22 protein-coding genes and 1 rRNA gene are annotated in these 25,980 nt (G+C 58.6%); 12 read left to right on the top strand and 11 right to left on the bottom strand.

The window, feature by feature from the left end; all coding sequences use genetic code 11:
* Positions 1 to 96 precede the first annotated feature (96 nt).
* Positions 97 to 2,637 (bottom strand): penicillin G acylase, encoded by a 2,541-nt coding sequence (locus tag HII27_RS12665; protein ID WP_185668208.1) that lies wholly within the window; start codon positions 2,635 to 2,637, stop codon positions 97 to 99.
* A 222-nt stretch (positions 2,638 to 2,859) separates the two neighbouring features.
* Between HII27_RS12665 and HII27_RS12660 the strand changes: the two genes are divergently transcribed.
* Both HII27_RS12660 and HII27_RS12655 read left to right on the top strand, forming a co-directional pair.
* A complete protein-coding gene (locus HII27_RS12660; RefSeq protein WP_185668207.1) occupies positions 2,860 to 3,603 on the top strand; it encodes a helix-turn-helix transcriptional regulator in 744 nt (247 codons plus the stop codon).
* Between the two features lie 47 nt (positions 3,604 to 3,650).
* Positions 3,651 to 4,295, top strand: coding sequence for a LysE family translocator (locus HII27_RS12655; protein WP_185668206.1), 645 nt, complete (start codon positions 3,651 to 3,653; stop codon positions 4,293 to 4,295).
* Between the two features lie 40 nt (positions 4,296 to 4,335).
* Here HII27_RS12655 and HII27_RS12650 read toward each other — a convergent pair whose 3' ends face one another.
* Positions 4,336 to 4,500: a DUF1127 domain-containing protein gene (locus HII27_RS12650; RefSeq protein ID WP_185668205.1), complete on the bottom strand. Its 165-nt coding sequence runs from the start codon at positions 4,498 to 4,500 to the stop codon at positions 4,336 to 4,338.
* Between the two features lie 178 nt (positions 4,501 to 4,678).
* Here HII27_RS12650 and HII27_RS12645 point away from each other — a divergent pair, with 178 nt between their 5' ends.
* Positions 4,679 to 6,115 (top strand): aminotransferase-like domain-containing protein, encoded by a 1,437-nt coding sequence (locus tag HII27_RS12645; RefSeq protein WP_185668204.1) that lies wholly within the window; start codon positions 4,679 to 4,681, stop codon positions 6,113 to 6,115.
* 2 nt (positions 6,116 to 6,117) lie between these two features.
* Here the strand turns inward: HII27_RS12645 and HII27_RS12640 are convergent, their stop codons facing one another.
* The gene (locus tag HII27_RS12640; RefSeq protein WP_185668203.1) at positions 6,118 to 7,062 is read right to left on the bottom strand and encodes a TauD/TfdA dioxygenase family protein; all 945 of its coding nucleotides are present in this window, start codon (positions 7,060 to 7,062) and stop codon (positions 6,118 to 6,120) included.
* 207 nt (positions 7,063 to 7,269) lie between these two features.
* Here HII27_RS12640 and HII27_RS12635 point away from each other — a divergent pair, with 207 nt between their 5' ends.
* The 5 genes from HII27_RS12635 to HII27_RS12615 all read left to right on the top strand — a co-directional run bounded on the left by HII27_RS12635 (position 7,270) and on the right by HII27_RS12615 (position 10,220).
* Positions 7,270 to 7,512, top strand: coding sequence for a DUF2164 domain-containing protein (locus HII27_RS12635; protein ID WP_185668202.1), 243 nt, complete (start codon positions 7,270 to 7,272; stop codon positions 7,510 to 7,512).
* Complete coding sequence (locus tag HII27_RS12630) at positions 7,509 to 7,979, top strand: GNAT family N-acetyltransferase (protein WP_185668201.1); 471 nt, start codon at positions 7,509 to 7,511, stop codon at positions 7,977 to 7,979. The genes HII27_RS12635 and HII27_RS12630 overlap by 4 nt, the downstream gene beginning before the upstream one ends.
* 77 nt (positions 7,980 to 8,056) lie before the next feature.
* A complete protein-coding gene (locus tag HII27_RS12625) occupies positions 8,057 to 9,208 on the top strand; it encodes a double-cubane-cluster-containing anaerobic reductase (RefSeq protein ID WP_185668200.1) in 1,152 nt (383 codons plus the stop codon).
* 8 nt (positions 9,209 to 9,216) lie between these two features.
* Complete coding sequence (yjiL, locus tag HII27_RS12620; protein WP_185668199.1) at positions 9,217 to 9,978, top strand: putative 2-hydroxyacyl-CoA dehydratase activator YjiL; 762 nt, start codon at positions 9,217 to 9,219, stop codon at positions 9,976 to 9,978.
* Entirely contained in the window at positions 9,975 to 10,220 is a 246-nt protein-coding gene (locus HII27_RS12615; protein ID WP_185668198.1) for a DUF3343 domain-containing protein, read from the top strand. The genes yjiL and HII27_RS12615 overlap by 4 nt, the downstream gene beginning before the upstream one ends.
* Positions 10,221 to 10,380: 160 nt before the next feature.
* Here the strand turns inward: HII27_RS12615 and bglB are convergent, their stop codons facing one another.
* The 7 genes from bglB to HII27_RS12580 all read right to left on the bottom strand — a co-directional run bounded on the left by bglB (position 10,381) and on the right by HII27_RS12580 (position 18,879).
* On the bottom strand, positions 10,381 to 11,457 hold the full coding sequence (gene bglB / locus HII27_RS12610) for a beta-galactosidase BglB (protein WP_185668197.1): 1,077 nt from the start codon (positions 11,455 to 11,457) through the stop codon (positions 10,381 to 10,383).
* Positions 11,454 to 13,865: a hypothetical protein gene (locus HII27_RS12605; protein WP_185668196.1), complete on the bottom strand. Its 2,412-nt coding sequence runs from the start codon at positions 13,863 to 13,865 to the stop codon at positions 11,454 to 11,456. The genes bglB and HII27_RS12605 overlap by 4 nt, the downstream gene beginning before the upstream one ends.
* 238 nt (positions 13,866 to 14,103) lie before the next feature.
* Complete coding sequence (locus HII27_RS12600) at positions 14,104 to 15,774, bottom strand: hypothetical protein (RefSeq protein ID WP_185668195.1); 1,671 nt, start codon at positions 15,772 to 15,774, stop codon at positions 14,104 to 14,106.
* 79 nt (positions 15,775 to 15,853) lie between these two features.
* Positions 15,854 to 16,915 (bottom strand): DUF2955 domain-containing protein, encoded by a 1,062-nt coding sequence (locus tag HII27_RS12595; protein WP_185668194.1) that lies wholly within the window; start codon positions 16,913 to 16,915, stop codon positions 15,854 to 15,856.
* Positions 16,905 to 17,972: an HlyD family secretion protein gene (locus HII27_RS12590; RefSeq protein WP_185668193.1), complete on the bottom strand. Its 1,068-nt coding sequence runs from the start codon at positions 17,970 to 17,972 to the stop codon at positions 16,905 to 16,907. Before HII27_RS12590 ends, HII27_RS12595 begins: the two co-directional genes overlap by 11 nt.
* A gap of 5 nt (positions 17,973 to 17,977) precedes the next feature.
* On the bottom strand, positions 17,978 to 18,445 hold the full coding sequence (locus HII27_RS12585) for a MarR family transcriptional regulator (protein ID WP_185668192.1): 468 nt from the start codon (positions 18,443 to 18,445) through the stop codon (positions 17,978 to 17,980).
* A gap of 95 nt (positions 18,446 to 18,540) precedes the next feature.
* A complete protein-coding gene (locus tag HII27_RS12580) occupies positions 18,541 to 18,879 on the bottom strand; it encodes a YebF family protein (RefSeq protein ID WP_185668191.1) in 339 nt (112 codons plus the stop codon).
* Positions 18,880 to 19,405: 526 nt separating this feature from the next.
* Here HII27_RS12580 and trpS point away from each other — a divergent pair.
* From trpS to HII27_RS12560, 4 genes are all read left to right on the top strand, one after another.
* On the top strand, positions 19,406 to 20,413 hold the full coding sequence (gene trpS / locus HII27_RS12575) for a tryptophan--tRNA ligase (RefSeq protein WP_185668190.1): 1,008 nt from the start codon (positions 19,406 to 19,408) through the stop codon (positions 20,411 to 20,413).
* A gap of 261 nt (positions 20,414 to 20,674) precedes the next feature.
* On the top strand, positions 20,675 to 21,742 hold the full coding sequence (locus HII27_RS12570) for an HlyD family secretion protein (RefSeq protein WP_185668189.1): 1,068 nt from the start codon (positions 20,675 to 20,677) through the stop codon (positions 21,740 to 21,742).
* Positions 21,739 to 24,468, top strand: a complete 2,730-nt coding sequence (gene rbbA, locus HII27_RS12565) for a ribosome-associated ATPase/putative transporter RbbA (RefSeq protein WP_185668188.1) — start codon at positions 21,739 to 21,741, stop codon at positions 24,466 to 24,468. Before HII27_RS12570 ends, rbbA begins: the two co-directional genes overlap by 4 nt.
* The gene (locus HII27_RS12560; protein WP_185668303.1) at positions 24,468 to 25,592 is read left to right on the top strand and encodes an ABC transporter permease; all 1,125 of its coding nucleotides are present in this window, start codon (positions 24,468 to 24,470) and stop codon (positions 25,590 to 25,592) included. Before rbbA ends, HII27_RS12560 begins: the two co-directional genes overlap by 1 nt.
* Before the next feature lie 109 nt (positions 25,593 to 25,701).
* On the opposite strand, the gene rrf is transcribed toward HII27_RS12560, so the two are convergent.
* A 5S ribosomal RNA gene (gene rrf, locus HII27_RS12555) occupies positions 25,702 to 25,817 on the bottom strand.
* Positions 25,818 to 25,980 lie beyond the last annotated feature (163 nt).

Raw genomic sequence — 25,980 nt, 5'->3', positions numbered from 1 at the left:
TCATTCTGGCTGGTTGCGGGCGTAAAGTTGGGTATAAACGGAGCTTTCCGAATAGACATCCCCCGCCGGATAAGACGGGGGATGGCAGATGGAAGATTACCGTTTCACCTGCAGAACCTCCTGTGATTCCTTATGCGCATCCACTTCCTGCGGCGTTAACCACAGCGATTTTCGCCCAAAGGTTTCATACATCTTCAGCTGATCGTCATAGTGTTTATCCGCCTTACCGTCCGGGGCAATAAACCCGCTTTGACCCGGCGCGACCACATCCCAGGCAAGCACCGGGCTTTTGCTGGCCGACGGTGAGAACACAATCATGTCGTTTTCCGTACCTCGGTTCTGGTACTCCGCCTGATGACGCGCTTCTTCCGCTGCCGCCTGCGGCACGCCGAAGAAGTTATTGGCCCGGAAGGTCAGCGCCATCGCCGGGGTTTTCCAGCCGTTCAGGTCATTACCGTAGCGCGTTGACAGCGTCTGCCAGGCATCGTCCAGTGCCGCCAGCACCACCTCTTGCTGCGGTTTTCCGCCAAACAGATCGACCGCCTGCGGAATCGGCGACTTCTCGCCCTGCAGCGCTTCATAGAGGATCTTCGCCCCCACGCTGATGTTCAGCGAGCCGGTTGGCCCATCCTGCGTCGTCTCATAGCCGCTGGCGCTGTACCAATCGCCAAACGGCTTCGGCACCGCCGCGACAACCGTTCGCTTGAGCATGCTGGTCAGCCAGGCGTTGAGAATCGCCGACCCCGGCTGCTGATAGGTTTTACCGCCTTCACTCAGCAGATTGGTGCCATCCCAGCCCACCAGCTTATCCACCAGCTGACGACGCGGGTCGCTCACCGGCAGGTGCGCCGTCGCCTCTTTCAGCGCAGGCAGGAACAGCCGCAGGTTCAGATCCTGACGACTGGTTTTGCGGATCACGTCCCAGGCCTGGTCAGCGGTAAAGCGCGGCTGCTTATCAAGAATGCGGTCAATCTCGGTCACGCGGTCCGCACCGCCCCACAGGAAGGCAAACAGATCGGACGCCGGGTAATCTTTTTGCGGCGAGTTGTTCCAGTTGGCGATATAGCCCGACTGCGGGTTATACACCTTCGGGTTCAAATCGAAGGAGAGCAGCCCTTTCCAGTCCCACTTCCCGGTGCCAGGTACCGGCAGACGCGGGTCGTGGCCCGGTTGGCGGTCGGGATACGCGCCGGTGTGCACATAGCCGATATTGCCGTTCACATCGGCGTAGTACCAGTTGATGGTCAGCGCCTGTTTCGCCGCCTGTTGCGTCCACTCCTGCCAGTTTTTCGCCTTCATCTGGTGGGTCCACGCCAGCAGCGATGCCACCTCTTTGCCGTCCCACGCGCGCGCTTTGGCATAGGCCGTTTCGGTCGCGGGATCGGTTTGAATCACGTTGCCGTGCAGGGTACGCCAGACGGTAAAGGTCTCCGGCTGGCCGTCTTTGACCTTAATGGTCTCTTCGCGGCTCAGCATTTTCACCCACTGCCCGTTATGCTGGTAATAGCCGGGTTTATCCTTCGACAATTTTTCGGCAAAGATGTCGACATCATCGCCGAAACCAGCGGTAGAACCCCATGAAATAGTGCCGTTATGACCAAACACCAGGCCAGGGTAGGCGAACGGCGTATTCCCGGTGACGTCATAGCCCGCGCCATGTAGGCCAATGCCGTAGGTATAGGCCGGCGCGTACCAACCAAACTGCGGGCCGTTGACCATAATGGCCTTCGCATCCTGCGCTTTGCTTTTGCCAATCACCCACATGTTGCTGGTCGTTGGGTAGCCCGCCAGCCCGTTGGCCCCGCTCTGCGCAAACTGCGCGGCGATGGTTTCGCGGTTTTGCCCCGCCGTCAGCGCCAGCAGCGCACCGTCGGCACCTTTTGCTGGCCGGTCGAGCATCGGTGCCGGGCGATCGTAGCGCGGCAGGAGCGCTGCCGTTTGTGCGCTCTTAAGGTCGAAGGTGAGCGGGTAGTGGCTCTCCTTAGGGGAAATGGTGGTGGGTGCAGACGGGTTCACCAGCCATTTCAACTGGTCAAAGACCGCCATACCCTGCTGTTTACCGTACTTATCTTTGAGCGCCGTCAACAGCGCCAGGTTATCAATTTCGCTGGTGCTGTCAGAGAAACGGTTCGCCATGGTGCCGACAAAAACCATCGCCACATCAAAAGGCTGCCAGTGCTGTGGGGCAAAGCCGAAGGTCGAAAACTGTTTTGGCTGCAGTTTGTCTGGGTTGGCGTTAACCTTATCAATCCAGGCGTTCATGCCGTCGGCATAGCCTTGCAGGATAGACTTATCCTCCGGCGAGAGCGCCGCGATTTGCGCCCGAATCGAGTCCGGCCAGTAGTTCTGGCGAATGTCCTTATCAAAGCGCACAAACGACTTGCCGAGCACTTCAGAGACCGTGCCCTGAGTACTGCGTCGCGCCATCTCCATCTGGAACAGACGATCCTGCGCCACCACGTAGCCATAGCCGTAAAACAGTCGATAGGTATCATCGGCGTAAATATGCGGCATGCCGTATTCATCGCGAACAATCTTGACCTCGGTCTGGGTGCCTGCCGCCAGCGCGGAAAGGCTCCAGGAACACATCAGGGAAGCAGCAACACAGTTCACGATCATACGATTTGTATTTTTCATTGTATCCTCTTGCAGGTGTATGATTAGCGAATTGATACTAGCTGTGGAGCAGCATTTATCTATACGTTGCGAATGATTTCAGCATGAACTGTGAATCTTATATCAGTTATTTGATACATTAAATTGCTTAATGTGATCTAAAGCGAATCGTTTAATTTTCATTCATCCCTGACCGTTTTCCCCTGATGTGATATAAAAATAAAAAACCGCCGGGACGAACGAATGACCACACCACGCGATATTCATCAGACCTTCACCCGACAGCCCGGACTGGAACGGCGCAGCACCTGGCAGAGCACGCAGGCCTATAAGCGTCACAGCCACCCGCAGCTTTCAATCGGGGCGATTGTGGAAGGTGGAACGCGCTGCGTCTGCAATGGGCAGGAGTACCTTTTATCCCCCGGTGACCTCATCGTGATCCCCGCTAACGCGCCGCACAGCTGCAACCCGATACAGGGGAAGCCGCGCAGCTACCATATGCTCTATATCGATACCCCACAGCCATTAGCCCAGCAGGTTATCCGCAATGACGCGCTGTTCCGTCTGTATCTCAACGTTGTCGAGCAGATGTCCGCCGGCGCGCTGACCGCTCTGTTATCTGCCCTCTCACTGAGCGCTAAAGGTGAAGAAACGCTGCGCGCCACCAGCCAACAATTACTGCAGGCGCTGCTGGCTGACCCCGTCTCTCCGCCCTCCCTTGATGAGTTCGCCGCGCGCTTCTCGCTGCGCAAAGAGACCTTAATCCGAACGTTCAAGCAGGATACGGGCCTGACCCCCGGCAGCTTTCTCAACAATTCCCGGGTGGAGTTAGCGAAAGCACACCTGCGGGCCGGGGACGAGATTGCCGACGTGGCCTACCAGACCGGCTTCGCCGACCAGAGTCATTTCCACAAAACCTTCGTCAGCTACACGGCCGCCACGCCGCGACAATACGCGTTGGGTCAGTCAATATCTGACAATAATTAACGCGTTCACCGGCATACGCTGACCTCACGTTTTTCATTGAGGTCGCTATGGAACAGGTCACATCGTTATTTCCTCCGGCGTTTCCCGCACTGGCGCTGGCGCACTTTATGGCGCTGCTCAGCCCGGGGCCGGACTTCTTTTTACTGATTGGCTACGCCATCCGTTATCGGCTGCGCGGCAGCATCGGGCTGTGCTTTGGTATTGCGGCAGGGAACGGGCTGTATATTTTACTGGTGGTGATTGGCTCGGGGCTGCTGCGCCAGGCGCCGCTGCTTTTCACCCTTATCGAACTGTTGGGTGCGGGCTATCTGCTCTGGGTCGGCAGCCAGCTGCTGAAAAGTCGCGCCGGGAAGCTGGAGTGGCAGCACGCCTCACTCTCAGCACGACCGTCGCTCACGAAACAGCTGCTATTAGGCTTAGCTTCTTCGCTACTCAATCCAAAGAATGCGCTGTTTTATCTGGCGCTGATGACGGCGCTGCTGGGCCCGGACGTGACCGTGGCGCAACAGGCGATATGCGGCGTCTGGATGACCAGCGTTGTGCTGCTATGGGATCTGCTGTTGATCGTGCTGATCGCGCTGCCTCAGGTTCAGCGCCGTTTGGGCAATCTTGTCTGGAAAATTGAACGGGCCGCCGGTGGCATACTGATCGGTTTTGGCGGCTGGATCCTGTGGCAATTTGTCGCCAGTTAAAACGATGGCGGGCGACGTGTCTTAACACGCCGCCCGTATTTTAACGCAGCTCATCACGTCGCAGCCCAATATCCTTGAGCTGTTCATCGCTCATTTTCTGCAATATGCGGCGCGTTTGCTGCTGTACCCACCATTTTTTAATAAAATGCCCTACCTGCACAAAACCGATAAACGGCTGTTTCGCCCTGTTCTCGTGAAATTCCATACTCCACCTCCTCACCTTGTCAGAGGCTTTATCTTCACGGATTTCGGGCCCCGCAATACAGATTCAAAAAACACTTTTATTTAACATACAGATTCGCTAAAACGGTATCTGCGTGCGGTTTTTCTCGCCTGACTGTACTGGTTTTTTCATCTGTATGGCGAAAACTGAGGATACAGCGATGACGCGTTACCAACATCTGGCCAACCTGCTGGCCGAGCGGATTGAACAAGGGCTGTATCGTCATGGCGAGAAGTTGCCTTCCGTGCGCAGCCTGAGTCAGGAGCACGGCGTCAGCATCAGCACCGTACAGCAGGCGTATCAGACGCTGGAGCAGCGCCAGCTGATTACCCCGCAGCCGCGTTCCGGTTACTTCGTCGCCCCACAAAAAGCCCAGCCGCCGGTACCGCCGATGTCGCGCCCGGTACAGCGCCCGGTGGAGATCACCCAGTGGGATCAGGTACTGGATATGCTGGAAGCCCGCGGCGATAAATCGATTATCCCTTTCGGCGGCGGCTCGCCGGACGTCACCCAGCCCAGCCTGAAGCCGCTCTGGCGCGAGATGAGCCGGGTGGTGCAGCACAACATCGTTGATGTGCTGAGCTACGACGAACTGGCCGGTCGCCGTGAACTGCGCGAGCAGATCGCCCGTCTGATGCTTGACGGCGGTTCGGTGGTAACCGCTGACGATCTGATCATCACCAGCGGCTGCCACAGCGCGCTGTCGCTGGCGCTGCTGTCGGTATGCCAGCCCGGCGACATTATTGCCGTTGAATCGCCCACCTATTACGGCACCATGCAGCTACTGCGCGGTTTGGGGCTGAAGGCCATTGAGATCCCGACCGATCCCAATACCGGGATCAGCATCGAAGCGCTGGAGATGGCGCTGGATCAGTGGCCGATCAAAGGGGTGATCCTCGTCCCCAACTGCAACAACCCGCAGGGTTTTATCATGCCCGACGCCCGCAAGCGCGCGGTGCTAAGCCTTGCCCAGCGCTACGACATTGTGATTTTTGAAGATGATATTTACGGCGAACTGGCGACCGAGTACCCGCGCCCGCGCACTATCCACTCATGGGATATCGACGGCCGGGTAATGCTGTGCAGCTCATTTACCAAAACCATCGCCCCCGGCCTGCGCATTGGCTGGATTGCACCGGGCCGCTATTACGACAAGCTGTTGCAGATGAAATACGCCGCCAGCGGCACCAACGTACCCTCGACCCAGCTTGCCGCCTCTAACTTTATCCGCGAAGGCCACTACCACCGCCACGTGCGGCGGATGCGGCAGATCTACCAGCGCAACATGGAGATCTACACCTGCTGGCTGCGCGAGTTCTTCCCCTGCGGGATCTGCGTCACCCGCCCAACCGGCGGTTTTATGCTGTGGGTGGAGCTGCCCGAGCAGGTGGATATGGTCTGCGTCGCCCAGCAGCTATGCCGGATGAAGATCCAGGTGGCACCAGGATCGCTGTTTTCGGCATCCGGGAAGTATCGGAACTGCTTGAGGATCAACTGCGCGCTGCCGCCGATCGACAAGCATCGGGAGGTGATGGTGCAGTTGGGGATGGCGGTGAAGGTGGCGATGGAGTGGGATGAAACCACCGCCCATCGTTGATGTCAGGAGACAGCGCTAACCGCACCTTCCCCATTCGCCGCATCCTGCGGCCGTGAAACCGTGTGACTTTTGCTGCCATCCACCCCTACCGCAATCTCCCCTTCCACCGTCACCCGACGCACCACGCGCGGCTGGGTGCCGTAGTCGTTGACCGCGTAGTGCTGGGTGCTGCGGTTGTCCCAAATCACCACATCGTCCTGCTGCCACTGCCAGCGCACGGTGTTGTCGAGGCGGGTGATGCGGTTTTGCAGCAGTTCGAACAGCTGCGCGGATTCCCGCGAGCTAAAACCCACCAGCCGTTTGACAAAATGCCCCAGCAGCAGCGCGCGTTCACCGCTGACCGGGTGGACGTGCACCACCGGGTGCTCGGCTTCCCACAGGGATGAGACGAACACTTTCTGGTGATGCGCCAGGCGGTGCGTTTCGACGACGACGCGCTCGGCACCGTAGTCATAATCGTTGCTGTGCACCGCGTGCAGGGTGTCGACGAAGCGCTTGAGCGTCTCCGGCAACTGCTCGTAGGCACGGGCGGTGTTGGCCCAAACGGTGTCGCCGCCGTATTCCGGGATGGTGACGCCGCGCAGGATGGAGATTTTCGGGAAGGCGTCAACGAAGGTGACGTCGGTGTGCCACGAGTCGGCGCGGCCGCCGCCTTTGGAGGCGTCGAGCTCAAACAGTTTGGTGCCTTCCGGGGACGGTACCGTAGGGTGGGGAACAATCTTGCCGAAGCGCGCGCCGAAAGCCTGATGTTCGGCATCGGTCAGGTGACCTTGCTGGCGGAAGAACAGCACTTTGTATTTGACCAGCGCCGCGTCGAGCTGGGCGAAGGTGTCGGCATCAAGACTTGCGGAAAGGCGAATATCGCGGATCTCCGCGCCGATATTGCCCGCCACGCGGCGTACGTTCAGTAAAGGAAAATCGGTATCAGCAGTGTTCACAGCAGTCATGATTGCGCCCCTTTAAAATCGTCAGAAACCCGAATATAGAAATATTCCGCCGGGTCACAAAGTCGACTTTGTGATATTGATAGCTGCCACTTGGGATTGCATTATTCGGCATCGAGCCGCCCCGGGGTCGGCGTAAACGCTTCGCCCGGGCTACCAACTTGTAGCCCGGCCAAGCGCAGCGCCGCCGGGAATGACACAGGAGTCTTTATGAGCACGGAAATCAACCTCACCCCCGCCGAGCGCGAGAAGCTGCGCGATCAGCTAACGGATTACTGCGCTAAACAGTTCGACCTCGAGCTGGAGCAGTTCGACGCAGAGTTCTTTATCGATTTTATTATCGAGAAACTGGGGCCAGCCTTTTATAACGCCGGGATTGATGAAGCGATTCGCACCCACTTTGCGTGGAGCGAGCGCATTCAGGAAGAGATGGATCTGAAGAAAATTCTATGAGTTCACAGTACGTTATTCGTTCTTTACGCGACCATCCCGAGCAGATGGAGGCGGTTATCGCCTATTTCCAGCAACAGTGGGCATCGGAAGCGTCGATGATGGTTTACGACGACGCGCTGCGCCGCACGCCGGGGGCGAAAAACCCGCTGCCGCAGTGGTACTGGCTGCAGGATGGCGAACATATCATCGGCTGTGCGGGGTTGATTACCAACGATTTTATTAGCCGCGGCGAGCTGTATCCGTGGCTGTGTGCGCTCTATATTGAGCCGGAATACCGTCAGCAGGGGTTGGCGCGGCGGTTGATTGAGCATATCGCGCGGCACGCCCACACGCTGGGGTTTAGCCAGCTGCATCTGTGCACCGACATCGACGGGTTTTACGAGAAATCAGGGTTCATATTTAACGGGTTAGGCTACCATCCTTGGGGAGAATCTTCGCGGGTCTACAGCCGAGAGCTGGGGGTATGATCAACAAAACCCTATTTTAAATAGGGGTATAATGGCGACTTATTTTATCGTCTCCCGTGTTACGGGGAAGGAAAATCATGTCGCTTATCACCGATCTACCCGCCATTTTCGATCAGTTCTCCGAAGCCCGGCAGAAAGGCTTTCTTACCGTCATGGATCTCAAAGAGCAAGGCACGCCGCTGGTCGGCACCTACTGCACCTTTATGCCGCAGGAGATCCCGATGGCGGCGGGCGCGGTCGTTGTGTCGCTCTGCTCTACGTCGGATGAAACCATCGAAGAAGCGGAGAAAGACCTCCCACGCAATCTGTGCCCGCTAATTAAAAGCAGCTACGGCTTTGGCAAAACTGACAAATGCCCCTACTTTTATTTCTCCGATCTGGTGGTCGGTGAAACCACCTGCGACGGCAAAAAGAAGATGTACGAGTACATGGCCGAGTTTAAGCCAGTGCACGTCATGCAGTTGCCGAACAGCGCCGCCGACGCGGCTTCCCGCGCGCTGTGGAAGGCGGAAATCCTGCGTCTTCAGCAGGCGGTTGAAGCTCGTTTTGGCACGCAAATTTCCGAAGCATCGCTGCGCGAGGCGATCGCCCTCAAGAACCGCGAGCGCCGGGCGCTGGCCAACTTCTACCGCGTCGGGCAGCTCAATCCACCGGCATTAAGCGGCAGCGACATTCTGAAAGTGGTGTATGGCGCAACCTTCCGCTTCGATAAAGAGGCGCTGATTAATGAGCTGAACGGCATGGCCGAGCGCGTGCGTCAGGAGTGGGAAAGCGGCAAGCGGCTGGACGCGCGCCCGCGCATTCTGATCACCGGCTGCCCGATCGGCGGTGCGGCGGAGAAAGTGGTCAAAGCCATTGAGGACAACGGCGGCTGGGTAGTGGGCTATGAAAACTGCACCGGCGCGAAGGCGACCGAGCGCTGCGTCGACGAGGACGGCGACGTGTACGACGCGCTCACCGACAAGTACCTCGCCATCGGCTGCTCGTGCATCTCGCCGAACGACCAGCGCTTAACGTTGCTCAGCCAGATGGTCGACGAGTATCAGGCCGACGGCGTGGTGGACGTGATTTTGCAAGCCTGCCATACCTATGCCGTTGAATCGATGGCGATTAAACGCCACGTGCGCCAGCAACATAATATTCCCTATATCGCCATTGAGACCGATTACTCCACCGCCGATATCGGCCAGCTCAGCACCCGCGTAGCGGCCTTTATTGAAATGCTGTAGGAGCGCGCGTGACGTTATCAATAGGCATTGATTCAGGGTCGACCGCCACCAAAGGCATCCTGCTGGAAGACGGCGTGATTCGCCGTCGTTTCCTCACCCCTACGCCGTTTCGCCCCGCTGACGCCATCGTTGAGGCGTGGGAGACGCTGCGCGCCGGGCTCGAAGTGCGGCCATTTTTGACGCTTACCGGTTACGGCCGCCAGTTGGTTGATTTTGCCGACAAGCAGGTGACGGAAATCTCCTGTCACGGGCGCGGCGCGCGGCTGCTGCTGCCGGAAACCCGTACGGTGATTGATATCGGCGGTCAGGACAGCAAGGTGATCCAGTTGGATGAGGACGGCAACCTCACCGATTTCCTGATGAACGACAAATGCGCGGCGGGTACCGGGCGCTTTCTGGAGGTAATTTCCCGCACGTTGGGGGCCAGCGTCGAGCAGTTGGATGCGCTGACGGAAGGGGTTGAGCCGCACGCCATTACCAGTATGTGCACGGTGTTTGCCGAATCCGAAGTGATTAGCCTGCGCTCCGCGGGCGTACCGCCGGAGGCGATTCTGGCGGGGGTGGTTAACGCGATGGCGCGACGTAGCGCCAACTTTATTAGCCGACTGTCGGCGCAAGGGCCGCTGCTGTTTACCGGCGGCGTTAGCCACTGCGCGGCGTTTGGGCGGAGGCTTTCAGAGCACGTGAACATGCCGGTGCACACGCATCCCGACGCGCAGTTTGCCGGGGCGATTGGCGCGGCGATGATTGGGCAACGGATGAGAAAATGACGGAGTATCTGTTTTTGTTCCACTCGACGCTGGGCGTGGTGCAAACCCGCAAAGCGCTCCAGGCCGAAGAGATATCCTTCCGGGTGGCGGATATTCCGCGCCAGCTTCGCGGCGGCTGCGGGCTGTGTATTTATCTGCATTGCGAGGAAGGCAGCGAGTTACGCTGGGTGATGCCCGGCGCAACGGAGAGTATTTATCGCTGCGGCGAAGGGTTTGTGTTGTTGCATACGTTCCCGGGGTAGTTTGGTGTTTTGCCGGGTGGCGGCTACGCCTTACCCGGCCTACAGGACTTTTTAAGGAAGGGGGTTAATTCACGGTAGCTGACAGAATTTAGGCATCCAACCAGCCCCCTCACCCTAGCCCTCTCCCCGCAGGGGAGAGGGGATACATTGTGCCAGGCAATTAGCAGCACCATTTCTCCTGCTGTAACTCCAGTAATAACAGCATCATCAGCGCCTGCGCATACGGCACCGGAGCCATGGCGATATCGCAGTAATATTGCAGATCCGGCCCGACCATCGTCCCTTTCGATGCTTCCAGTAAGATCCCATCGTCGATCCTGTCGCGCAGCGCATGCCAAGCGCGCATCGCATTATCGGACACCTTCTCGTCGAGGATCCCCATCCGCACGCCACGCAGCATGCCGTAGGCGATCCCCGCCGTAGCGGAAGATTCCTGCGGCGATAACGGATCGTCGAGCAGCGTGTGCCACATGCCGTTGTCGGCCTGTAGCTCGCAGAGCGTGTTCACCTGACGCGCCACCACCACCGAGAGGTAGCGCTTCACGCTGGCATCCAGGCTGTCGCCGAGCAGGGCGATAAATTCCGGGATCGCCACGGTGATCCACGCGTTGCCGCGCCCCCAGAACGCTGCCGAAAAATGGTGTTTGCCGACGAACGTCCAGCCGTGATACCACAGGCCGCTCGCCGGTTCGCACAGGTAGCGGGTGTGCAGCAGGAACTGGTACGCAGTTTCGTCGATCAGGTCTTTGCGCTTGAGCACCACGCCCGCCGTGCCGAGAAACAAGCAGGTCATAAACAACGTGTCGTCCCACAGATGCCCGGTGTTCGGCTGTTCTTTCACCACGTGCTGGAAGCCGCCCTCTTCGGTTTTCGGCAGAGTACGCAACAGCGCATCGGCCCAGTCGTTCACCACCTTCAGCAGATCCTGACGCCCGGTGTGCCCGGCCACCAGCGCGAGCGTGATCATCGGCGCAGTGGTGTTGATCTGAATTTCCGGCAGCCCTTTCGTCAGCTGATCTTCATACCAGGTGAGGATCGACTGCTGGAGGCGGGCATCATTTTGCTGGCGCGCATACTGCCAGAAGCCGTACAGGCCGACGCCGACTTCCCATTCCCACTCTTCGAAGTGGATGGCAAAGCCTTCGCCGCCGCGGGTACCTACTTCACCCATATTTTTCAGGCGGCAGAAACCCTGAACCACCTGCTCCAGCAGGCCGTTTAATGCTGCGTTGTTCATTGCGCGTCTCCTGACAGCGTGACCTGAATTTCATTGCCCACCAGCGTCGGGAACGCGGCGGCCTTGCCGTGGTGCTGGCAGTTACCCTGCCCGTCGAGCTGCATCTGCGTGTGCTGGCTATCTATCACCCGCGCGATGTCGCCTTGATGTTCAATGCGCAGCGCCTGAACGCGCTGGCAGAAGGCATTAAAATCACCCTCACCCACCTCCAGCCACCACGCCACGCGGCGGCCTTCGGCGCATACTTCATCACCGTTGACGGTGAGCGGCTGCGAGCACAGTACGGCGGCAAAGGCGTTACCCGCCCGCACGGCAAAGCCCTGCGCCAGCGGAAGCACTTCCTCAAAAGCTTCGGCGTGAAGATGCAGATGCGTCCAGCCCAGCGCATCACGCTCGTCCAGTTGCCACAGCAGCATGGTCTGATTCTCCACCTGCATCACGCACGGCAGTACGCCGTTGCCCGCCCAGAAAGAGGGACGCGCTCCGCTGCCCGGCGCCACGTCGCCCGGATGGTTTACCCACAGCCGCGCCTCGGGACGTTCGGCAAACTGCACATCCACCAGGTGCTGCTGATGCCCGCGCTCGCCGCTGTGGTGATCCACGCAACTGGAGAGACTGACTGCTGGCTGCTTCCACGCCACAATGTTGCCGCCGCCGCACTGGTAGTGGGCGCTGAGCATGCCGTGGGTTAAGCGCGCATAGCGTGCCGACTCCATTGGCGGCACGTAGTCGCTCAGGCAGAAAAACGGCAGCGAGGCGCACTTGCGGTTGACGTGCCCGCCGCCCCAGGCCACGTGACCAAAAGCGGAAAGCTCGGTCATCTGGCCTGCCAGCAGCTCTTTTTCATACACCCGGCCCATGGTGCCCGCAGCAATGCCGGACTGGTAATGCAGCGCGCTGGTCTGCATCAGGCGGTCGATTAAACGCTGAGCGCGCTGGCGCAGCGCGGCATCGTCGGCCAGTTGATAGAGCGCGAACAGGCCGATGTAGTCTACCGGGTAGTACGGCGCAGAGTTCCACTCGACAAAGCCCTGCTGCTCGACGGCATCAAACCAGGCGTTCAGGCGCTGGGCGGCCACCGCCTGCTGCTCGCGGCCCGTGCGGCCAGAGGCAATAAAACGTTCCTCCGGGAAAAGCTGCCCGGCGAGGTACTGCGCGGTGTGGAAGCAGAGCGCATGGTTTTCGCTCCAGTACCACATCACGTCGTTGCCCAGTTCGTCGTACCAGTAGCGATAGCCGACAATGGCGGAGCGTACGCGCTTCCACAGCACCGCCGGGAAGTGTTCGCCGTGGAAGTCATGCCAGATCCACAGCAGCGGCACCATCGAGAAATCCGAACAGTCCTGACGGGCGCTGATACGTTGCAGGGTGCGAATCAGCAGGTTCTGCGCCAGCGAGCCGGTATCGCCCACATGCAGCATGGCGAGCAAACGCCCGGTGCGCGGCACACCGTGTTCGGCGATGTAGCTCAGGGCCACGCGTTTGCGGGTCTCCAGCACACCTTCACCACCGGGCAGCGCCTCCTGGGGCAGCACGGTGACGCTAAGCGCGCGGCTCATGGTGACATCCCCCAGCGAGGCGGTCAGCGTCAGACGGTAGTGGCCCATGCCGATAGAGGCTGGAAGCGGGAGCGTGAGCTCGCCGTTACCGGTGGCGACCAGGCCGAAATCCAGCGGGATCGTTGGAATGCAGTCGTTGCCGAGGCTGTGCACCGCACCGCGCAGCGTCAGGGTCATATTGGCCGGGCAGGTCAGCGTCAGACGCTGGTCGCGTACGGTGATGGTGGCGGGCAGCGCGTCCATAAACTGCTCCAGCGCTTCCACATACGCTGTATCCACCGTCGGCAGCCCTGCCTCAAGCGGACGCTCGCCAAGATAGATCATGCGGAAGGCAAAAATGGTGTCGCGTTCAAACAGCTCGTCGAGGTGGATAAGCAGCGCGTTCTCCCCCTGCTGCAGAGGGATATCCACGGCCTGCGTTTGCAGCGTATTGCGGGTAAACGGCGTGAAGCAGACGGCCTGCTCGTCGCCGCTCCAGATACGCACGCCGCCGCAGGTGGCAATGTCGAAAGGATAGTGACCGGTTTGCGGCGCATGCAGGGTGACGCGCAGCCAGCGCTGGCTGTGGGTGGCGACGGGCTGCACGCCCGAAAAGGTCACGGTATCGCTGTGCCCGGTCCAGGTGACCTCGCTTGCCGGTAACACCTTCTCTGGCGACACGGCGCGCTGCGCAAAATCACGGCGGAAAATACGTCGACAAAATGACTCCTCCGCCGGGCCTTTGCCGTTGGCGAACCGATAGTCCATCGGCGCATCGACCGCTTCGCCCGTGAAAAACTCCGCAAACCGCTCATTGTGCGGCAGTGACACCGTAAAACGCGTCAGCGCTTCGCCCGCAACCAGCCTCATTATGCTTTCCTCAATAACCGCTAAGTAATTGCTCGTTATTCTCTGGAAACGGTATGCCGCAGGCTACGCGGATAAGGGCGGGGTTTTGCGGAACTGCCCGGTCATTCACAATCCTGACCGGGCGCGGGGATAAAACGTGATGAATATCACATGAGGAGAGTCAGTCACCTGCAATGAAACGGGGAATTTCACGTTTCCCGGTCGCGGCGGTTGAAAGCATGGTGATCGTCATCACACTTTACCCTTTCAGCTGCGTCAGCTCGTGGCTCAGGCTGTCGGCCAGCATGCGCACGCGGGTCGGGTCGAACATCACGTGCAGCCCCGGCGACGCGTCGGTGTGCTGGGCGCAGAAGCTATCCATTTCCGCCGCGCAGCGGTACAGCTCCTGGATATTGACCTGGCAAATCTCGCGCATGCTCCAGCTGTTTTCCACCAGCCGCGCAAAGTGGAGGGTGAAAAAGGCTTTCTGGGCGTGGCGGAACAGCAGGCAGTAGAGGTCGAAGCCCTGCCACTCCTCCTGCCAGCGTTTTTGCAGTGAATACGGGAACGCCGCGCGGTCGGCAAAGGCCAGCGCCTGTTCGCGCAGCGTCACCGCCGCCTGCCAGGCACCGTCTTTCTCTTCGGCAATCAGCGACAGGTTGCGCCCGGAGGTCTCAACGTCGCTGGCGCTGAAGAAGATATCGCGCTCAGAGCCCGGCAGCCAATGGTTGCGGTTGAGCTGGCCGTACAGGCTCCAGACCGCCTGGCCGTAGCTTGCCGGTACCTGGCTGTGGCGATGGAAGACGTGATCGCGCACGTAGATAGCCTGATACAGCACCTGCCCGGCCTGCGCCATCAGCGACTGAAATTCCTCAAACGTCGCCTCATCGGGCCGCCAGCCGTAGCATTCATCCAGCCAGTGGGTCAGCAGTGCCGCGCGGGTCAGATGTTCATTTTCCCGCGAGAGGATCTGGCTACAGGCCACCAGGTTGCACTCGCTCAGCGTGCCGATCACCCAGTGGTTATCAACCCCTTCCCAGCTGGTTTTGCACACCGCGCCGTTAATGCTGGTATTGCCCCGGCACCACAGCAAGCGCCCCTGTAGCTCGTCGATGCGCGGGAACGGAAACACGCCCCAGCCCACCTCTTCGCCCACCAGATCCAGCTCCACCCAGACGTCACGATTTTCCACGTCGAGCAGCGCCGGGTTATTGGGGAACGTCGGCCAGAAACGCTCCGGCGTGAGTTTTATCGACACCGACACGCATTCCGGCAGGGTGCGAATCGCCTCCATCACGTTGGCGATGTCGTGGTTGCCCGCCGGGAAGGCGCGCAGCACCAGATGTTTGTTCTCACGCATCATCGCCCGCGCCATGGCGCTAAAACACTGGGTATAGCGCGACAGGCTGCGCGGGTCGATGTGCGGCGAGGGGTCGTCCTGCCCGGTCAACTCCCAGTTGGGGCGAGAGACCGGCAGCAGGCCGTCGGTATTGGAGAGCGCCACCAGCAGCCCGCTCATGGCGGGGATTTGCTGGCACAGCAGCGTGAGTTTATCCGCCAGATACTGACACCAGAATTCCACATCAAAGCGGATGCTGCCGTCTTTATCAATCAGCTGCGGATGCGCCGCCAGCAGGTCGGCGGGGAAACTGAGCTCTTTGGCCTGGAGGTAAAAACGCAGCCCCTGTTTGTGGCAATAACCGGCAAGACGGTTGAGGTAGACGCAGCGGGCGCGCTGCTGGCTGGAGAGACGATCGTTGTACTGATGCGGCGTGTAGCCCTTCGGCGAGACCAGCTTGTCGAACAGGTCGACCTGGCCGACAATCACGGTATTAAAATCATGGCGAGCGGCCCACTGCACCAGCTCGCAGGCTTTCTCCCAGTTCCAGAACTCTTGATTATTCAGTTCCAGCGCACGCGTTTTCCACATCGTCTTCTCCCTCACGCCACCGCGGCGAGCGGCTATTGTTAGCACAAATGGGGGAGAAGAATCAGCGTCCTGAAGTGCGCTACTTCACAATAAAGCGCGTTGGGGCGAAACAGTTGAGCAGGCGATGCAGGATAAATACCATTGTCAGGGTCGCCAGCAGCGAAATGGTCACCGAGGTGGCGCGATACAAGTCGCTGAACACCAGATCGCCGTCCGGCTGCAGGTTCTGACCAAACATAATGCCGATGGTGGTGATACTGGCAAAACCGACGCCCGCCCCCACTTTCTCCATCACGTGCAGCCGTGCGCTGAACGCCAGCCCTAAGCCAATAAGCGGCATCATCAACAACATATGGCTGCTGTGATCGTAGAGGATCAGCTGTATCACCAGAATGTACAGGCAGGCCAGCACCACACCCGCCACGCGCCAGATGGAGCTGATCACCGCGCCGCGATAGTGCATCGGGAAGAGGATCAGGATCCCCGCCATCAGCGCCGACAGCGAATCGCTCAGGTCACTCACCTGGAAGACGATAAAGATAATCGTCGCCACCGTGCCCGAGAGCAGCGATTCATGGCGCACCCGTGCCGCATCTTTTTCAATCAGCGGTGGCGGCTTACGCGGTTCGGCATCCGGGATCAGATAATGCATCAGCGCGCTCAATGCTACCGCCATCACGCTGGCCTCAATATTGGAAAACAGCAGCGTGTGCCAGTTGGCGGAAGGGTAGCTCATAAAGTTGAGCATCACGCTCTGGCAGACCACGCCCATCGAGCCAAACAGGAACAGCGGCCCCTGGCTCATAAAACGAAAACGCACCACGTACAGCGCAAACACTACCGCCGTCATGATAACCGGCCATTGGCTGAGATAGCCGATGATCAGTACCATTTCGAGGCAGTTCAACGACGCACTGAAGATAAACTGCTTGGCGACGTGGCGGTTAAATACCGGTACTAAAGACATTAACAGCAGCGGGTAAACGACGAAGAACACGCCGTAGTGAGTATCGTAAAACGTCGAGATACTCAGCGCCACCATACCGGCAAAGGCAATGCGCAAGGTCTGACGGAAATCATTCGCCGTGTAGACGATGTTGCCGTGAGGGGTAAAGACCTGCGCGAGGGTTTTAATAGACATAGTGCAACCAGCTAATCAGGTGAATTTGCAGCCCTGAGAAGAAGCGGGCAAAGCCGCCTTCGCTGTTATACAACTGCACCGTGGCGCGCGCGCCGGTTGGCAGGGTTTTATCCAGTGGTTCGTTCAGCGCCACGTGAATGCGCATACGCTGCGCGTCACGCACCCAGCGGGTGGACTGCTCCGGCTGCGACAGCTCGCCGTTTACCGCTTCCTGACCGGCGAGGATCCCCGCATCGCTGCTGGTCACCTTCGCGGCAAACACCTGACCCGGTAGCGCATCAAACACCACCGCGGCATCGGTCCCCTGTTTGGTATGACGCAGGCTCTTTTCGCGGAAGTCGGCCACGATATCGGTTTTCTGATTCACCACCGCCATCACCGCGCTGCCCGCCGAGGCATACAGGCCGGGGCTAAGCTGGAGGTTACTGACGGTGCCGTCCGCTTCGGCGCGGATTTTGGTCCAATCGAGATTGAGCTGCGCTTCCCGCAGCGCCGTCTGATACTGCTGGAGCGTGACGTTGTGGCTGTCGTCACGCTCGCCGCGCTGAATTTGCAGGTTGTGGATGGAGGCGTGCAGCGCGCTGACCGACTGCTCGCTGGTCTGCCAGGTGGTGCGAACTTTGTCGAGATCTGACTGCGAGACGTTCTGCATCCGGCTCAGGCTCTGGTAGCGATCGTAGGTCACGCGGTCGTTGCGGGCCGTGAGCTGCGCGGTCTTGAGGTTCGCTTCGGCGGCAGTAATCTGGGCATCAAGCTGTTGATTGCTCAGCCTGGCCTGCGCCAGCGCTAACGCGGCGGAATCGACCTTATTCTGAAACGGGGTTGGGTCCAGTTCATACAGCAGGTCGCCCTTTTTCACCGTGCTGTTGTTGTGCACGTAGACCTGTGAAACGTAGCCGGAGACGCGCGAAGAGATAGGCGTCACGACGCGCATCACCGTGGAGTCCGGCGTCAGCGGGATCCAAATATCGGCAACGATAAAGTAGAGAAACATCAGCAGGAAAGAGGCAATACTGACCCTTACCCAGCGGGCAAACTTCTGTTCTGGCGTCATCATGGTGTTTAGTCGGTTTTATTATTTTCTTCGCGGATATTCCGCAGATTGCAGGCTATTTGATTCAGGGTGTCGCTAAACTTCGCGATGTCGGCGGCGGGAATGCCGTTAGCGACGCGAGTCTGGAAGGCTTCAATCACCTGGTTGAGCGTCTGGAGCACGGCCCGACCTTCGTCGGTGAGCGTCAGCAGGCGGATGCGTTTGTCGTACGGTGAGACGGTGCGCTGCAGGTAGCCCTGCTGTTCCAGTAACGTGAGCGTGCGCATCAGCGGCGGCAGTTCAATGCCCTGCGTCTCCGCAAGCTCACTGACCGAAACGTTGTCACCCAGCTGATGAAGCTGCATCAGCACCGTCCAACTAGACTGCGTCAGGCCGGTATCGGTAATCGCGTGATCGATGATTGAACGCCATTGACGTACCACCATCGCCATGCGCATGCCCATTGGGCGGCGGGCAAACAGCTCTTCTTCGGTCATCACACTCTCCGATCGTTTCGTACCACTACGATAATACTTACCATGATAAGTATCAAGGAACGGAGAGGCTATACCGCATGGATTGTAAAACGGGCCTACCTGGCGGCGATGTACTCCACGTCCATGGACACGCAGTTAACAAGGCCGATGCGCGCCAGCGAGGTGATGGGCCCCCGCGCGGTGAAAGGGACATGGTACTCTTCATCTTCAATGGTCACCTCGCCGAAACGAAGTTCGGGGGTCATCGTACCGAGCTGACTTTTTTCCTGATACCAGTGCGGGAAGCGGCCGCGTAAATAGTCCTCTTTCACCCGCAGCAGCGCTTTACGGGAGAAATCCGGACGACAGGCCGATGTCGTATCGTGGAAGGTTTCATGAACAACGCAAATCGTCGAAACGCCTGCAGTCAGCAGGCCACAAAATAGTGCAGTCACTAATAATGTCTTTTTCATGCTGAAGGTAGGTTAGGTTGAGTTAACGTATTATCACATCGGGGTATTCTAGAAACATCAGGGGGTATGTAAACCCACCCGTTGGTATTGTTGCGTAAATATCGAATAAATAACTCAGTAAAAAAGATGAGTTACCATAATATATGCATACTGATTGTTGTTAATCTCCTTTAATTGTTTTACACCGTTACCTTAATTACTCTTCCTATTTATTTTTACACCATCAAAATAACTAAGTCTAATAATACAAAACGCCTATTTTTATATATTTCTGGAGACCCATTTCCAGAAATAAAATCGTTTTATGGTGAAAGGGTAGACAGCGCAGGCAGTTTGGTGGCAGGATAAAAAGATGAACACAAACGTGACCGTTACTCGCTCCAACCGTTGGTGGCTGCCTTCATAACAGGCGGCTCGGGTTACGTTATCTTTTTTCAAAGCCGCCGAAAGGCGGCTTTGTTGTTTCTCAGTCTCGTCTTTCGGCTTTATATCTCATAAGGAACGACTGATGAACACCACCCATACTATCCTGACCGGCGACCGTCCTACCGGCCAACTGCATCTTGGCCACTACGTCGGTTCGCTGCGCCAGCGCGTGCAATTACAGCATGAACATCAGCAGTTTATTCTGATTGCCGACCTGCAGGGTCTGACCGACAACGGCAGCAACCCGCAAAAAATCAGCCACAATATTCTGGAAGTGATGGCCGACTACCTGGCGGTGGGCATTGACCCGAGCCGCACCACCCTCTGTCTGCAATCCGCCCTGCCCGCGCTGGCGGAGTTAACCGCGCTGTATATGAATATCGTTACCGTAGCCCGCGTGGAGCGTAATCCGACGGTGAAAAACGAGATTGCGCAGAAAGGCTTCTCCCGTTCACTGCCGGTCGGCTTTATGGCCTATCCGATTAGCCAGGCCGCCGACATTACCGCCTTTCACGCCGATCTCGTACCGGTGGGCGACGATCAGCTGCCAATGATCGAACAAACCAACGAGATCGTGCACAAGATGAATAGCCTGACCACCGAACCGGTGCTGCGCCACTGCAAAGCGTTGCTGAGCGACGTGAGCCGTCTGCCAGGCATTGATGGCGGTGCGAAGATGTCGAAATCGCTGGGCAATACGCTGACCCTTAGTGCCAGCGAGACAGAAATTCACCAGGCTGTCAGTGCCATGTACACCGACCCTAACCACCTGCGCGTAGCCGACCCGGGGCAAGTCGACGGCAACGTGGTCTTCACCTACCTCGATGCATTCCATCCCGATAAAGCGCTGGTTGCAGAGATGAAGGCGCACTACCAGCAGGGCGGACTGGGCGACCGGCAGTGTAAAAACGTGCTGGAAGCGTGCCTACAGGAACTGCTGGCCCCTATCCGTGAACGCCGTGCAACCGTGATTCAGGATAAAGGTATGCTGCTGGAACTGCTGCGTCAGGGCAGCGAACGGGCGCATGAGGTGACTCAGAAGACGCTACATGCGGTCAAACGCGGGCTTGGGCTGCCGGTGCTGTTCTGAACGCCATGAGGGCTCAGGCGTTGCCGAGTCCTCATCCACTTTGATTAATTGTGTTAATGCTTTCTCAAACCCATGTTAACAGCATGGACATCACAAATGTCGGTGTTAGTATGACATTGACAGTAGCTATATTTATGCGTGTTTCATTTACGGCCAGGATTGCTGACGATGACCACATGAGTAGCACTCTTCACAGCATCCTTTCCTTTCGTTCAAGACGAAACGCGCGCACTCAGCAACAGGGAACAGAGCGGGTAGCGTATGGACAAATTCAAGCAACATTGGGCCTGGTATATCGTCGGTATCGCGGTGGTGATTGCCGCCGTGGCGTGGTGGATGCTTCGTCCGCCGGGGCTACCGGCAGGGTTCGCCAGCAGTAACGGCAGAATTGAAGCCACGGAAGTGGATATCGCCACCAAAACCGCCGGACGTATCGAATCGATTGTCGTCAAAGAGGGGCAGTTTGTCCGCCAGGGTGAAGTGCTGGCCCGCATGGACACCCGGGTGCTGAACGAGCAGCGCCTGGAAGCTGCCGCACAAATCAAAGAGGCGCAAAGCGCCGTTGCCGCCGCTAAAGCCTTGCTGGATCAGCGTCAGAGTGAAATGCGCGCCAGCGAAGCCATCGTTAAACAGCGCCAGGCAGAGCTGGACTCCACTTCCAAACGTCACGCCCGTTCCAGCACGCTGTCGCAGCGCGGTGCCGTTTCTGCCCAGCAGCTTGACGATGACCGTGCCGCCGCCGAAAGCGGCAGGGCTGCACTCGAGTCCGCGCGTGCGCAGGTCTCTGCTGCCCGTGCCGCGATAGAAGCCGCCCGCACCAGCATCATTCAGGCACAAACCCGCGTCGAAGCTGCTCAGGCAACCGAACGCCGTATCATGGCCGATATCGACGATAGCGAACTGAAAGCCCCGCGCGATGGACGCATTCAGTACCGCGTGGCCGAGCCGGGTGAAGTGCTGGCTGCCGGTGGGCGAGTGCTGAATATGGTCGACCTCGCCGACGTCTACATGACCTTCTTCCTGCCCACCGAGCAGGCCGGGCTGTTAGCCATCGGCAGCGAGGTGCGCATCATTCTGGATGCCGCGCCGGATCTGGTGATCCCTGCCAATATCAGCTTTGTGGCAAGCGTCGCCCAGTTCACGCCGAAAACTGTCGAAACCAGCGATGAACGGCTTAAGCTGATGTTCCGCGTTAAAGCGCGCATTCCGCCGGAACTGTTGGCTGAACACCTTGAGTATGTGAAAACCGGCCTGCCGGGAATGGCCTATGTACGCCTGGATAACCAGCAGCCGTGGCCTGCCACGCTGATGGTGAGGTTTCCGCAATGAAACAGGATATCCACCCCGCCGTCGCCCGGCTGGAGCACGTCGGCCAGCATTTCGGTGCCACCGTCGCGCTGCGCGATATCACGCTGACCCTCCCCTCACGACGGATGGTGGGGCTGATTGGCCCGGACGGCGTGGGGAAATCGAGCCTGCTGTCGCTGATTGCCGGCGCGCGGGTAATTGAGCAAGGTAACGTGATGGTGCTCGGCGGCGATATGCGCGATGCCCGGCACCGCCGCGATGTCTGCCCGAAAATCGCCTGGATGCCGCAGGGGCTGGGCAAAAACCTCTATCACACCCTGTCGGTCTACGAGAACGTCGACTTCTTCGCGCGGCTGTTTGGTCACGATAAAAGCGAGCGTGAAGCCCGTATTGACGAGCTGCTGCAAAGCACCGGGCTGGCGCCGTTCCGCGACCGCCCGGCGGGGAAACTCTCCGGTGGGATGAAGCAGAAGCTCGGCCTGTGCTGTGCGCTGATCCACGATCCAGAGTTACTGATCCTTGATGAACCCACCACCGGTGTGGACCCGCTCTCACGCGCGCAGTTCTGGGAGCTTATCGACAGCATCCGCGAGCGCCAACCGGAGATGAGCGTGCTGGTCGCCACCGCCTATATGGAAGAGGCCGAGCGCTTCGACTGGCTGGTGGCCATGAACGCCGGGGAGGTGCTGGCCACCGGCAGCGCGGAAGAACTGCGTCACCACACCCATAGCCAGACGCTGGAGCAGGCGTTTATCGCCCTACTGCCAGAGTCGCAGCGCAACGCGCACCAGCAGGTTATCATCCCGCCGCGCGATACCTCTGAAGAGGAGATCGCCATTGAAGCGCGCGGGCTGACTATGCGCTTTGGCAACTTTGTCGCGGTGGATCACGTGAACTTTCGTATCGCCCGCGGCGAGATTTTCGGCTTCCTCGGCTCTAACGGCTGCGGTAAGTCCACCACCATGAAGATGCTGACCGGGCTGCTGCCTGCCAGCGAAGGGGAAGCCTGGCTGTTTGGTCAGCCGGTCGATCCAAAAGATATCGAGACCCGCCGCCGGGTAGGCTACATGTCGCAGGCTTTCTCGCTCTACAGCGAGCTGAGCGTACGGCAGAACCTGGAGCTACACGCCAAGCTGTTCCATATCCCGGATGACGAAATTCCTGCACGGGTTGCCGAGATGAGCCGGCGCTTTATGCTCACCGAGGTAGAGAATGCCCTGCCTACCGCGCTGCCGCTCGGTATTCGCCAGCGTCTGTCGCTGGCGGTGGCGGTTATCCATCGCCCGGAGATGCTGATCCTCGACGAACCGACCTCCGGCGTAGACCCGGTGGCCCGCGATATGTTCTGGCAGTTGATGGTCGACCTGGCACGCCAGGATAAGGTCACCATTTTTATCTCCACCCACTTTATGAACGAGGCGGAGCGCTGCGACCGTATTTCGCTGATGCACGCGGGCAAGGTGCTGGCCAGCGATACCCCACAGGCGCTGGTCGAAAAGCGCGGCGCAGCCACGCTGGAAGAGGCGTTTATTGCTTACCTGAAGGAGGCCTCCGATCCCATTCCTGTTGCAGAGATGGCGGAAGCGCCCGTGAAAACCGAGAGCGAACCACCGCGTCAGGCCTTTAGCCTGCGCCGTCTGTTCAGCTATAGCCGCCGTGAAGCGCTGGAGCTGCGCCGCGATCCGGTGCGATCGACACTGGCGCTGCTGGGAACGGTGATCCTGATGTTTATCATGGGCTATGGGATCAGCATGGACGTGGAGGATCTGCGCTTTGCGGTGCTCGACCGCGATCAAACCGTCAGCAGTCAGGGCTGGTCGCAGAACATTGCCGGTTCGCGCTATTTTATCGAGCAGCCGCCGTTACATAGCTACGACGAACTGGACCGCCGAATGCGCGATGGCGAATTGGCGGTCGCCATCGAAATTCCGCCAAACTTTGGCCGTGATATTGCCCGCGGCACGCCGGTGCAGATAGGCGTGTGGGTCGATGGCGCGATGCCAAACCGCGCGGAAACGGTGCGCGGCTACGTGCAGGCGATGCACCTTTCGTGGTTACAGGAGATGGCTGGGCGGCAGCCTTCCGCCAACCGGGATACCTCGTTGATTTCTATTGAAACACGTTATCGCTATAACCCGGATGTGAAAAGCCTGCCGGCAATCGTTCCGGCGGTGATCCCCCTGCTGCTGATGATGATCCCGGCGATGCTCAGCGCGCTGAGCGTGGTGCGGGAGAAAGAGCTGGGTTCGATCATCAACCTGTACGTAACGCCCACCACCCGCACCGAGTTTTTACTCGGTAAGCAGATGCCTTACATCGTGCTCGGGATGTTCAACTTTCTGCTGCTCTGCGCGCTGTCGGTATTCGTTTTTGGCGTGCAGCATAAGGGGAGTTTCCTGACGCTGACGCTGGCGGCACTGCTGTATGTCACCATCGCCACCGGGCTGGGGCTGTTGATCTCCACCTTTATGAAGAGCCAGATCGCGGCGATCTTCGGGACGGCGATCATTACGCTGATTCCCGCCACCCAGTTCTCCGGGATGATCGATCCGGTCGCGTCGCTTGAAGGGCCAGGCCGCTGGATTGGCCAGATCTACCCAACCAGCCACTTCCTGACCATCGCCCGCGGCACTTTCTCAAAAGCGCTGGGGCTAGGTGATCTGTGGGCGTCGTTTATTCCGCTGCTGATTGCCGTACCGCTGGTGCTGGGATTAAGCGTGTGGCTGCTGAAAAAACAGGAGGGATGATGCGCGGATTACGCAATATTTATAACCTTGGCGTGAAGGAACTGCGCAGCCTGCTGGGCGATAAGGCGATGCTGACGCTGATTGTGTTTGCCTTCACCGTGTCGGTCTACTCTTCGGCAACGGTGATGCCAGGCTCTCTGCACCTGGCGCCGATTGCTATTGCCGATATGGATAAATCACAGCTCTCATCGCGGATTATCAACGGCTTCTATCGGCCGTGGTTCCTTGAACCCGAGCTGATTACCGCCGACGAGATGGACGCAGGGCTGGATGCCGGGCGCTATACCTTCGCCATCAATATTCCACCTAATTTTCAACGGGATGTGCTGGCAGGAAGGCAGCCGGATTTGCAGGTTAACGTCGATGCCACCCGTATGAGCCAGGCATTTACCGGCAACAGCTATATCCAGAATATCGTAACCGGCGAGGTGAACAGTTTTGTCGCGCGGTATCGGGATAACAGTGCGTTGCCGGTGGAGCTGGCAGTGAGGATGCGCTTTAACCCGAACCTCGAGCAGGCGCGTTTTGGCGCGGTGATGGCGATCATCAACAACATTACGATGCTGGCGATCGTGCTTACCGGATCGGCGTTGATCCGCGAGCGTGAGCACGGTACGGTTGAGCACCTGCTGGTGATGCCGGTAACGCCGTTTGAGATTATGCTCGCTAAGATCTGGTCGATGGGACTGGTGGTTCTGGTGGTGTCGGGGCTGTCGCTGATGTTGATGGTGCAGGGGATCCTGCAGGTGCCGATAGAGGGGTCAATCCCGCTATTTATGTTGGGGGTCGCGCTGAGCCTGTTTGCGACCACGTCGATCGGCATTTTTATGGGCACCATCGCCCGATCTATGCCACAGCTGGGTCTATTGATGATCCTTGTGCTGCTGCCGTTGCAGATGCTGTCCGGCGGTTCAACGCCGAGAGAGAGCATGCCGCAGCTGGTGCAAGACATCATGCTTACCATGCCCACCACGCATTTCGTGAGCCTGGCGCAGGCTATTCTTTATCGCGGTGCCGATTTTGCTATCGTCTGGCCGCAGTTTCTGACGCTGCTGGCCATTGGCGGAGCGTTCTTTGGTATTGCACTGGTGCGTTTTCGTAAGACGATTGGGGAGATGGCGTAAGATTTGTAGCCTGGGCGAACGCAGTGACCCCGGGATGTTCACCGTTCTTTCACTTTCCGCAGACGCAAAAAAGCCCATCCGTCAGGATGGGCTTTTTCACTAAATTGATGCCTGGCAGTTCCCTACTCTCGCATGGGGAGACCCCACACTACCATCGGCGCTACGGCGTTTCACTTCTGAGTTCGGCATGGGGTCAGGTGGGACCACCGCGCTACAGCCGCCAGGCAAATTCTGTTATCAGACCGCTTTTGCGTTCTGATGTAATCTGTAATCAAGCTGAATATCGATGTCTTTCTTTCGCCAAAACATCTTCGGCGTTGTAAGGTTAAGCCTCACGGTTCATTAGTACTGGTTAGCTCAACGTATCGCTACGCTTACACACCCAGCC

The sequence above is a fragment of the Kluyvera sichuanensis genome (genome assembly GCF_014218705.1).
Lineage (GTDB): Bacteria > Pseudomonadota > Gammaproteobacteria > Enterobacterales > Enterobacteriaceae > Kluyvera > Kluyvera sichuanensis.
This window is presented reverse-complemented; position numbering and strand designations above follow the sequence as displayed.

What these genes read in the sequence shown, in the direction of transcription:
- HII27_RS12665 (WP_185668208.1), bottom strand. Translation starts at nt 2,637, where the DNA reads ATGAAAAATACAAATCGTATGATCGTGAACTGTGTTGCTGCTTCCCTG.
- HII27_RS12660 (WP_185668207.1), top strand. Translation starts at nt 2,860, where the DNA reads ATGACCACACCACGCGATATTCATCAGACCTTCACCCGACAGCCCGGA.
- HII27_RS12655 (WP_185668206.1), top strand. Translation starts at nt 3,651, where the DNA reads ATGGAACAGGTCACATCGTTATTTCCTCCGGCGTTTCCCGCACTGGCG.
- HII27_RS12650 (WP_185668205.1), bottom strand. Translation starts at nt 4,500, where the DNA reads ATGGAATTTCACGAGAACAGGGCGAAACAGCCGTTTATCGGTTTTGTG.
- HII27_RS12645 (WP_185668204.1), top strand. Translation starts at nt 4,679, where the DNA reads ATGACGCGTTACCAACATCTGGCCAACCTGCTGGCCGAGCGGATTGAA.
- HII27_RS12640 (WP_185668203.1), bottom strand. Translation starts at nt 7,062, where the DNA reads ATGACTGCTGTGAACACTGCTGATACCGATTTTCCTTTACTGAACGTA.
- HII27_RS12635 (WP_185668202.1), top strand. Translation starts at nt 7,270, where the DNA reads ATGAGCACGGAAATCAACCTCACCCCCGCCGAGCGCGAGAAGCTGCGC.
- HII27_RS12630 (WP_185668201.1), top strand. Translation starts at nt 7,509, where the DNA reads ATGAGTTCACAGTACGTTATTCGTTCTTTACGCGACCATCCCGAGCAG.
- HII27_RS12625 (WP_185668200.1), top strand. Translation starts at nt 8,057, where the DNA reads ATGTCGCTTATCACCGATCTACCCGCCATTTTCGATCAGTTCTCCGAA.
- HII27_RS12615 (WP_185668198.1), top strand. Translation starts at nt 9,975, where the DNA reads ATGACGGAGTATCTGTTTTTGTTCCACTCGACGCTGGGCGTGGTGCAA.
- bglB (WP_185668197.1), bottom strand. Translation starts at nt 11,457, where the DNA reads ATGAACAACGCAGCATTAAACGGCCTGCTGGAGCAGGTGGTTCAGGGT.
- HII27_RS12605 (WP_185668196.1), bottom strand. Translation starts at nt 13,865, where the DNA reads ATGAGGCTGGTTGCGGGCGAAGCGCTGACGCGTTTTACGGTGTCACTG.
- HII27_RS12600 (WP_185668195.1), bottom strand. Translation starts at nt 15,774, where the DNA reads ATGTGGAAAACGCGTGCGCTGGAACTGAATAATCAAGAGTTCTGGAAC.
- HII27_RS12595 (WP_185668194.1), bottom strand. Translation starts at nt 16,915, where the DNA reads ATGTCTATTAAAACCCTCGCGCAGGTCTTTACCCCTCACGGCAACATC.
- HII27_RS12590 (WP_185668193.1), bottom strand. Translation starts at nt 17,972, where the DNA reads ATGATGACGCCAGAACAGAAGTTTGCCCGCTGGGTAAGGGTCAGTATT.
- HII27_RS12585 (WP_185668192.1), bottom strand. Translation starts at nt 18,445, where the DNA reads ATGACCGAAGAAGAGCTGTTTGCCCGCCGCCCAATGGGCATGCGCATG.
- trpS (WP_185668190.1), top strand. Translation starts at nt 19,406, where the DNA reads ATGAACACCACCCATACTATCCTGACCGGCGACCGTCCTACCGGCCAA.
- HII27_RS12570 (WP_185668189.1), top strand. Translation starts at nt 20,675, where the DNA reads ATGGACAAATTCAAGCAACATTGGGCCTGGTATATCGTCGGTATCGCG.
- rbbA (WP_185668188.1), top strand. Translation starts at nt 21,739, where the DNA reads ATGAAACAGGATATCCACCCCGCCGTCGCCCGGCTGGAGCACGTCGGC.
- HII27_RS12560 (WP_185668303.1), top strand. Translation starts at nt 24,468, where the DNA reads ATGCGCGGATTACGCAATATTTATAACCTTGGCGTGAAGGAACTGCGC.